We start from the raw sequence: 6,604 nt of genomic DNA, 5'->3' as shown, positions 1-6,604 counted from the left end.
AGCGCCCGGTCGAATCGCGCGGACGGGAATAACAGGCAAGGACAGACGATGAGCGATCCGGCGGAATTCTACATGAACACCCTCGTTCCCATGGTGGTCGAACAGACCTCTCGCGGGGAACGGGCCTACGACATCTTCTCGCGGCTGCTGAAGGAACGCATCATCTTCGTTTCGGGTCCGGTCCATGACGGCATGTCCACGCTGGTCTGCGCGCAATTGCTGTTTCTCGAGGCGGAGAATCCGTCGAAGGACATCAGCATGTACATCAACAGCCCTGGCGGGGTCGTGACCTCTGGCCTGTCGATCTATGACACGATGCAATATATCCGGCCCAAGGTCTCGACCCTGGTGGTGGGGCAGGCGGCCTCGATGGGATCGCTGCTGCTGGCGGCGGGCGAACCGGGGCTGCGGTTTTCGCTGCCCAACAGCCGGGTCATGGTGCACCAGCCCTCGGGCGGCTATCAGGGCCAGGCAACCGATATCCTGATCCACGCCCGCGAAACCGAAAAGCTGAAGCGGCGGCTGAATGAAATCTATGTGAAGCATACCGGGAAATCACTGGCCGAAGTCGAGGAGGCGCTGGAACGCGACCGCTTCATGTCGCCCGACGAGGCAAAGGAATGGGGCCTGATCGACGAGGTGGTGCAGCCGCGCGGCAAGGCCGAGAGTGGGAAGAAATAGACACGTTTGGGGGATTGTGACGCGGGCGCGTCATCCCTAACATGAGCAGGACGATCCGCGCCGCCGATCCTGGTGGCGGCGGAACAGACCAATGCGGCGCGGACCGGGCCCCGGCCGTGCCGCCCGTCAGGCCCCGGCGGCGGGCGGAAATGAAGGAAGTGGACGATGGCCAACCAGTCCGGCGGTGACAGCAAGAACACGCTTTATTGCAGCTTTTGCGGCAAGAGCCAGCACGAGGTCCGCAAGCTGATCGCGGGTCCGACCGTGTTCATCTGCGATGAATGCGTCGAATTGTGCATGGACATCATTCGCGAAGAAACGAAGTCCAGCGGTCTGAAATCCGGTGACGGCGTGCCGACGCCGAAGGAGATCTGCCAGGTTCTGGACGATTACGTGATCGGGCAGGAACATGCCAAGCGGGTTCTGTCGGTCGCCGTGCACAATCACTACAAGCGGCTGAACCATGGCGCGAAATCCGATATCGAACTGGCCAAGTCCAACATCCTGCTGATCGGCCCGACCGGTTGCGGCAAGACCCTGCTGGCGCAGACGCTGGCGCGGATCCTGGATGTGCCCTTCACCATGGCCGACGCAACCACCCTGACCGAGGCCGGCTATGTCGGCGAGGATGTCGAGAACATCATCCTCAAGCTGCTGCAATCCAGCGAATACAATGTCGAACGCGCGCAACGCGGCATCGTCTATATCGACGAGGTGGACAAGATCACGCGCAAGTCGGACAACCCCTCGATCACCCGCGATGTCAGCGGCGAGGGGGTGCAGCAGGCGCTTCTGAAGATCATGGAGGGAACGGTGGCCAGCGTGCCGCCGCAGGGTGGCCGCAAGCATCCGCAGCAGGAATTCCTTCAGGTGGATACGACCAATATCCTGTTCATCTGCGGCGGGGCCTTCGCGGGACTCGACCGGATCATCTCGCAGCGCAACAAGGGCACGGCGATGGGTTTCGGCGCCGAGGTGAAAGAGAACGATGACCGCGGCGTGGGCGAGACGTTCAAGGACCTGGAACCCGAGGATCTGCTGAAATTCGGCCTGATCCCGGAATTCGTGGGCCGTCTGCCGGTGATCGCGACCCTGACCGATCTGGACGAAGATGCGCTGATCATCATCCTGACCAAGCCTAAGAACGCGCTGGTCAAGCAGTATCAGCGCCTGTTCGATCTGGAAGGCGTGCAGCTGACCTTCACCGAAGATGCGCTGGACGCCATCGCCAAGCGCGCCATCGCGCGCAAGACCGGCGCGCGGGGCCTGCGTTCGATCATGGAGGATATCCTGCTTGACACGATGTTCGACCTGCCGGGCATGGACAGCGTCGAAGAGGTTGTCGTGAACGAGGATGCGGTGCTGAATGCGTCGGTCAAACCGCTTCTGATCCATGCCGATCAGAAGAAGGAAAGCGCCTCGGCCGGCTGACGGCGACGCTGGCGCCTGCTGCGGGGACAGCGCCGGTTCCGGCCGGGCGCGCCGCAGACAGGCCGGCGAAAACCGCAATCGGACGGCCTGGCTTTTTCCCTGTGCCGGCGATGCCCCTGCGCGCTGCGAAGGCTGGACCTGAGAAGCTGTTTGCGCCATAGCTTGCGGCGAAGATGATGAAGAGGCCGGTGCCGATGTCCCTGAAATCCAAGCTGCTGCGCATGTTGACCTGGTGGAACGGCCAGACATTGAACACCCAGTTCTGGACCTGGCGGAACGGCATCAAGGTCGGCGAGGACGATCAGGGCAATCTCTTCTATCGGAACAAGGACGGCTCGCGCCGCTGGGTGATCTATTCGGGCGAGGCCGAGGCCAGCCGGATCAGCCCGGAATGGCACGGCTGGCTGCACCACACCTGGGCCGAGCCGCCGACCGAAGCACCGTTGATCCACAAGACCTGGGAAAAGCCGCATGTGCCAAACATGACCGGCACCCCGGGCGCCTATTATCCACCCGGCTCTTTGTATCGGGCCGATCCCGCGCCGCGGCGCGACTATGATGCGTGGCAGCCCGAGTAGATGACGGCAGCGGTCGAGCAGCGGGCAGAGCAGCGCGCCGAATTGCTGGCCGGCGGCGTCGTTCTGGCCGTCGCCGCGGGCTTTCTGATCTGGGCCTTGGGCGGCACGATGACCGGACGCGGCGGCTATGAATTGACAGCCTCTTTTCCCGACGTGGACGGCATCGATGTCGGCACCGAGGTTCGGCTGGCGGGCGTCAAGGTCGGCCGGGTCAGCGCCATCAGTCTGAACTCGCAGACCTACATGGCCGACGCGCGCATCAGCCTGCCCGACACCGTGGCGCTGCCGGTCGACAGCGCCGCCATCATCCAGTCGGACGGGCTGCTGGGCGGTTCCTATATCCTGATCCAGCCGGGCGGCAGCCCCGATGACCTGCGCCCGGGCGACGAGATCGAAGAGGTTCAGGGCGCCGTCAGCCTGTTGCAACTGATGATGAAATTCGTCGACAGCCAGGCCAGCGGCGACAGGGGACCGCCGCAGCCATGATCCGCGCCGCGCTTCTGGTGCTGGCGCTGGTCCAGCCGGCTGCCGCGCAAAACGTGGCGCGGGCACAGGGCGCCTTGCTGCGCGGACTGGACAAGGTGTCGGGGCGGACGACGGACATCCGGCTGCAGGTGGGCGAGGCAAAGCGTTATGACCGGCTGCAGATCAGGCTGGGCGAATGCCGGTTTCCGGCGGGCGATCCCAGCTCTGACGCATTCGCGCAATTGACCATCACCGATCTGGCGCAGAACGTCACGCTGTTCAGCGGCTGGATGATCGCCTCGTCGCCCGCCCTGTCTGCCCTGGACGACGCACGCTATGATGTCTGGGTGATTTCCTGCCAAAGCTGATCGGCGTTGGGCAATGTCGCGCGACGGAAATCGGCATCGCGATCCAGTGCGGCCTGCAATCGCTGGCGGTAGGTTCCGCGCGGCAATTCGAAACCGCCCATCCGCGCCAGATGCGGGGTCAGGAACTGGGTGTCGAACAGCGTGAAGCCGCAACGCGCCAGGTGGCCCGACAGCCAGATCAGCGCCAGCTTGGACCCGTTCGTCCGGGCCGAGGCCATGGATTCGCCAAAGAATGCGCCACCAAGCGTCACCCCGAAGATGCCGCCGGCAAAATGACCATCACGACGGATTTCAAGCGCCTCGGCATGGCCCGCCTCATGCAGTTCGCGATACAACCGCCGCAGCGGAGCGTTGATCCAGGTCACGTCGCGGGCGGCGCAGGCAGCCACCACCGCGTCGAAATCGCCATCCAGATGCGCCGACCAGCCGCCACGCCGCAAGTCTCGTCGCAACGATCGCGATGCGTGGACACCGCCGACCGGCAGAAGCCCGCGCATCGGCGGATCGAACCAGTAAAGATTGGGGTCGTCACCGCTTTCGGCCATGGGAAAGACGCCGCGCGCGTAGCCTGCCAGCAATTGCGCGGCGCCGATCACCCCGGCCGGCTCAGCCGAAAGCCCGGTCGAGCCAGCGTTCCAGCCAGTGAATCGAATAATTTCCGGTCTGGATGTCCGGCTCTTGCAGAAGGGCGCGGAACAGCGGCATCGTGGTGTCGATCCCATCCACGATCATCTCGCCCAAGGCGCGGTCGAGCCGCGCCAGCGCCTCGCGACGGTCACGGCCATGCACGATCAATTTGCCGATCAGGCTGTCGTAATAGGGCGGGATAGAATAGCCCTGATACAGCGCGGAATCGATCCGGACGCCCAACCCGCCGGGCGCGTGGTATTGGGTGATCCTGCCGGGGCAGGGGCTGAAGGCCGGCACCTTTTCGGCATTGATGCGAACCTCGATCGCGTGGCCACGGATCGACAGCTTGTCTTGCTGAAACTCCATCTCCTCGCCTGCGGCGACGCGGATCTGCTGCCGAACCAGATCGACGCCGAAGATCGCCTCGGTCACGGGATGTTCGACCTGAAGGCGGGTGTTCATCTCGATGAAGTAGAATTCGCCGTCCTCGAACAGGAATTCGATCGTGCCGGCGCCGGCATAGCCGATCTTGGCCACTGCATCGGCGCAGGTCTTGCCGATCCGGTCGCGCTGTTCGGGGGTGATGGCGGGGCCTGGCGCCTCTTCCAGAACCTTCTGGTGGCGGCGTTGCAGGGAACAATCCCGCTCGCCCAGATGGACGGCGCGGCCGCGGCCGTCGCCGAAGACCTGGATCTCGATGTGACGCGGCTTTTGCAGATATTTCTCGATATAGACATCGGGGTTGCCGAAGGCGGCCTTGGCCTCGGCCCGGGCGGTGCGGAAGGCGACCTCCAGCCCCTTTTCGTCGGCCGCCACCTTCATGCCGCGACCGCCGCCCCCCGCCGTCGCCTTGATGATCACCGGATAGCCGATTTCGGCCGCGACCTGGCGGGCTGCTTCCACGTCATCGACGCCACCCTCGCTGCCCGGAACGCAGGGCACGCCAAGCGCCCTCATCGTGTCCTTGGCGGTGATCTTGTCGCCCATGATGCGGATATGTTCCGCGCGCGGGCCGATGAAGGTGATGCCGTGATCTTCCAGCATCTGCACGAATCCGGCATTTTCGGACAGAAATCCGTAGCCGGGATGGATCGCCTGCGCCCCGGTAATCTCGCAGGCCGAGACGATGGCCGCCATGTTCAGATAGCTGGCCGAGGAAGGCGCAGGCCCGATGCAGACCGATTCGTCGGCCATGCGGACATGCATCGCATCGGCGTCGGCGGTCGAATGAACCGCGACCGAGGCGATGCCCATCTCGCGGCAGGCGCGGATCACGCGCAGGGCGATCTCGCCCCGGTTGGCGATCAGGATCTTGTCGAACATTCTGCCCTCACTCGACGACCATCAGGGGGGCGCCGAATTCCACCGGGCTGCCATCGTCGACCAGGATCCGCTTGACCGTGCCGGCGCGGGGCGAGGGGATGTGGTTCATTGTCTTCATCGCCTCGACGATCATCAGCGTCTCGCCCTCGGCGACCTGCTGGCCGATCTGGACGAAGGGCGCGGCGCCGGGTTCGGCCGACAGATAGGCGGTCCCGACCATGGGCGAGGTCACGGCACCCGGCAGGCTGGCCGGATCGGAGTCGGCCGAATGCGCGCCAGCGGCGGGGGCGGGGGCGGGGCCGGAAACGGGCGCGGCGGGGGGCAGGGCCGGTGGTGCCGGCGCGGCAGGGGCTGCCGGCGCGGACTTGCCGTATTTCGACAGGCTGACGGTCAGGCGGTCATGTTCGCCGTATTCCCGCTTGACCGAGATTTCGCTCAATTCGCTGGCGTTCAGCAATTCCGCGAGGGACTGGATGAAGGCGACGTCGCCTTCGTGATGCTTGCCGTTCATCGAATCGTCGCTCATGCCATCCTCTGTCATGTTTTCACTGCCGTCTGCCTGCCTGTCGCGGCGGTTTCGCCGCTTATAGCCCCCAAGCCTGCCCGAGGGGAAGGGATTCGCGCCAGAACCCTGTCTTGCCGCGCCTTGATCCCGCCTTCAGTCGCCCCGCGCGGCTTTTTCCGCAAGGCCCGACAGGCCTTCGCGCCGCGCCAGTTCCGCCTCGACATCGGCCAGCGCCACATCGCGCGCGGCCAGCATGACCAGCAGATGGAAGATCACGTCAGCGGCCTCCGCGGTCAGCCGGGCGCGGTCGCCGCGAACCGCTTCGATGACCGCCTCGACGGCCTCTTCGCCGAATTTCTCGGCGCATTTTTCCGGCCCCCCGGCCAGCAGTTTCGCCGTCCAGCTGCTTTCCGGATCGGCCGATCGGCGCGTCGCGATGGTGGCGGCAAGTCTGTCGATGGCGCTCATGTCAGTCTCATCGGAATGCCGGCTGCGGCCATGTGGGCCTTGGCCTCGGTTATGGAATAGGTGCCGAAATGGAAGATCGAGGCGGCCAGGACGGCGCTGGCATGGCCCTGGGTCACGCCTTCGACCAGGTGATCCAGGGTGCCGACCCCGCCCGA

General features: G+C 64.8%; 10 protein-coding genes. 5 read left to right on the top strand and 5 right to left on the bottom strand.

Annotation, left to right across the window (positions count from 1 at the left end; genetic code table 11):
* The first annotated feature begins 48 nt into the window (after positions 1–48).
* The 5 genes from B4A72_RS04985 (at position 49) to B4A72_RS04965 (ending at position 3,523) form a co-directional block, all read left to right on the top strand.
* Entirely contained in the window at positions 49–681 is a 633-nt protein-coding gene (locus B4A72_RS04985) for an ATP-dependent Clp protease proteolytic subunit (protein ID WP_292952461.1), read from the top strand.
* Positions 682–846: 165 nt separating this feature from the next.
* Positions 847–2,112, top strand: a complete 1,266-nt coding sequence (gene clpX, locus B4A72_RS04980; RefSeq protein ID WP_292952464.1) for an ATP-dependent Clp protease ATP-binding subunit ClpX — start codon at positions 847–849, stop codon at positions 2,110–2,112.
* A 173-nt stretch (positions 2,113–2,285) separates the two neighbouring features.
* Positions 2,286–2,690, top strand: a complete 405-nt coding sequence (locus B4A72_RS04975) for an NADH:ubiquinone oxidoreductase subunit NDUFA12 (protein WP_414692489.1) — start codon at positions 2,286–2,288, stop codon at positions 2,688–2,690.
* Positions 2,691–3,176 carry an outer membrane lipid asymmetry maintenance protein MlaD gene (locus tag B4A72_RS04970; RefSeq protein WP_292978179.1) on the top strand — a complete coding sequence of 162 codons (486 nt, stop codon included), beginning with the start codon at positions 2,691–2,693 and terminating at the stop codon, positions 3,174–3,176. It begins immediately after the preceding gene.
* Complete coding sequence (locus B4A72_RS04965) at positions 3,173–3,523, top strand: DUF2155 domain-containing protein (RefSeq protein WP_292952473.1); 351 nt, start codon at positions 3,173–3,175, stop codon at positions 3,521–3,523. Before B4A72_RS04970 ends, B4A72_RS04965 begins: the two co-directional genes overlap by 4 nt.
* On the opposite strand, the gene aat is transcribed toward B4A72_RS04965, so the two are convergent.
* The 5 genes from aat to B4A72_RS04940 all read right to left on the bottom strand — a co-directional run.
* Positions 3,490–4,119: a leucyl/phenylalanyl-tRNA--protein transferase gene (gene aat / locus B4A72_RS04960; RefSeq protein WP_292978178.1), complete on the bottom strand. Its 630-nt coding sequence runs from the start codon at positions 4,117–4,119 to the stop codon at positions 3,490–3,492. The genes B4A72_RS04965 and aat overlap by 34 nt on opposite strands.
* A gap of 10 nt (positions 4,120–4,129) precedes the next feature.
* On the bottom strand, positions 4,130–5,476 hold the full coding sequence (accC, locus tag B4A72_RS04955; RefSeq protein ID WP_292952479.1) for an acetyl-CoA carboxylase biotin carboxylase subunit: 1,347 nt from the start codon (positions 5,474–5,476) through the stop codon (positions 4,130–4,132).
* A gap of 7 nt (positions 5,477–5,483) precedes the next feature.
* On the bottom strand, positions 5,484–6,002 hold the full coding sequence (accB, locus tag B4A72_RS04950; RefSeq protein WP_292952482.1) for an acetyl-CoA carboxylase biotin carboxyl carrier protein: 519 nt from the start codon (positions 6,000–6,002) through the stop codon (positions 5,484–5,486).
* A gap of 132 nt (positions 6,003–6,134) precedes the next feature.
* Positions 6,135–6,449, bottom strand: a complete 315-nt coding sequence (locus tag B4A72_RS04945; protein ID WP_292952484.1) for a phosphoribosyl-ATP diphosphatase — start codon at positions 6,447–6,449, stop codon at positions 6,135–6,137.
* A partial coding sequence (locus B4A72_RS04940) for a HisA/HisF-related TIM barrel protein (protein ID WP_292978191.1) occupies positions 6,446–6,604 on the bottom strand: 159 nt, incomplete at its 5' end. The genes B4A72_RS04940 and B4A72_RS04945, both read right to left, overlap by 4 nt.

Origin of the sequence: Paracoccus sp. UBA5162 (assembly GCF_002413585.1) — a bacterium.
Taxonomy (GTDB): domain Bacteria; phylum Pseudomonadota; class Alphaproteobacteria; order Rhodobacterales; family Rhodobacteraceae; genus Paracoccus.
This window is presented reverse-complemented; position numbering and strand designations above follow the sequence as displayed.